We start from the raw sequence: 1,938 nt of genomic DNA, 5'->3' as shown, positions 1-1,938 counted from the left end.
GAAAAGAATATGTTATGAACTTGGTGGAATGAAAAAATGAAAATTTTACTTTTAGAGTGAAACTAAACAAAAATGCTATTTTGTAGAGCTTTAATTCCATGAGAAAAGAGCACTTCGTAAAAGTGCTCTTTTGACCAAAATCCATTTTGTAAAAGAGAGGAATACGTAATATCATATGAATTTATTTTTAAATGTGTTTAAAATCGTATAAAAACTTCTTTTTGCAAAACAAAGCAGCCAGCTTAATTAGCTAACTGCTTGTTGTACAAAAGAAAATTAGGCCCTACAAGTAAATGATATGTAACTTTAAGTTACAACTATATTATAAGCAGAATTAAACATGTTATGCGGTAGTAAAAATAAGCTTAATCAAACTTTCATTTTGTATTAAGTTGAAATATAAAAAGAGCACTTAGTAAAGTGCTCTCGTGACGAGTCTCATTTTATAACGACTATTTTATAAAGAAAGGAACTCAGGATATTATATGTGCGCCAGTCAATTGAGTACCTTGTACAAATAAAGAGCAGCTAACAAAAGTTAACTGCTCAAGTTGTATTATGAGTAGTATTGTTAGAATATCGAATTTTATCCGTTTAATAAAAAAAGCAGCTAGCAAAAGCTAGCTACTTAGCCCCAAGGAAGGGAGAGGAGCAATCAATTAGGTCTAAGTTTGGAATAAGGTTTTTAGATTTTAAGATCTAACCTAAGTATAGTATCGATTTTATTTGAGTTATTAGGCATATAAATGGTTCCTCGTGAACTACCCGCCACTTAACGTCCTAACGGACTGTTTGAAGTGGGGGCTTCTCGGTTAGTCGTTACTTTTGGTAGCTAACGAATTCGTCCTAAGACAGCCGAGCTAACTCCCTTGTTCCAAGGGTTATTTTATTGCTATCTATGCTAACACCAATAGGCGTATTGCTTCATTTTTGATATTGATAGCTGCGTTATAATCTCTATCGATATTTACACCGCATATACAAGTATATATTCGCTCAGACAATGACATATTTTTCACATTTCCACAACTGCTACATGTTTTTGTGGAAGGAAACCATTTGTCTATTTTCACAAGCTGTTTTCCTTGTTCATTTAGTTTATAAGCTAAGAAAGTGGTGAACATACCCCAAGCATTATCAGCGACGCTTTTTCCAAAATGAAGTGCTTGCGACATTCCCTTCATATTTAGATCTTCAATAGCGACAACATCAAAATGAGTAGCTAACTCTTTAGACTTATGATGAAGAAAGTTCTTACGTTGGTTTGCTACTTTTTCATGCAGCTTAGCTACACGGATACGTTGTTTATTCCAACGCCCTGAACCTTTTGTACGTCTTGATAATACTCGTTGCGCCTTTGCTAATCGGTCTAACATTTCACGATAGAACTTAGGATAATTGGCTCTCTCATCCTCAGAACTGACGTATAATTGATCCATCGCAAAGTCTAATCCAACAACTGTTTCTACTTCTTTTTGTACGATTTCTTTTTCGTATTCAGTCAAAATGGACACATAGTATTTACCAGTAGGTGTCATAGAAATCGTACATGACTTGATTATATGGCCTTGTGGTATTTCTCTATGCTGTTTGATACGTACCATTTTCAGTTTTGGCAATTTGATATGACCGTTAAGCAACATAATATTTCCGTTCACTACATTCGTTGTATAAGACTTTCTGTCTTTTTTGCTTTTGAATGTTGGGAAGTCATTTTGACCACGAAAGAAATTTTTATAGGCAATTTGCAAGTTGAGTTGAGCATTTGCCAAAGCTAATGAATCAACTTCTTTTAGCCACTCAAATTCTGCTTTGTATTTTGCAGGCGTAGGAAGATTTTGTTTCTTTAGTTGATCCTTATCATCTTTATGTTTTTCATACGCTTCTTTCCGTTCAGCTAACATTCTGTTATACACGAAACGTACACAACCGAAGGTT

At 34.2% G+C, this 1,938-nt stretch carries 1 protein-coding gene; it reads right to left on the bottom strand.

Annotated features, from left to right (window positions below; genetic code table 11):
- Positions 1 to 896: 896 nt before the first annotated feature.
- Positions 897 to 1,938: RNA-guided endonuclease TnpB family protein (locus ABWK52_RS24310; protein WP_353772190.1), on the bottom strand; the 1,042-nt coding region annotated here is incomplete at its 5' end.

Origin of the sequence: Bacillus sp. AP50, assembly GCF_040492675.1 — a bacterium.
GTDB lineage: Bacteria > Bacillota > Bacilli > Bacillales > Bacillaceae_G > Bacillus_A > Bacillus_A cereus.
Note: the sequence above shows the minus strand (reverse complement) of the source record. Positions and strands in the feature narration are given on the sequence as shown.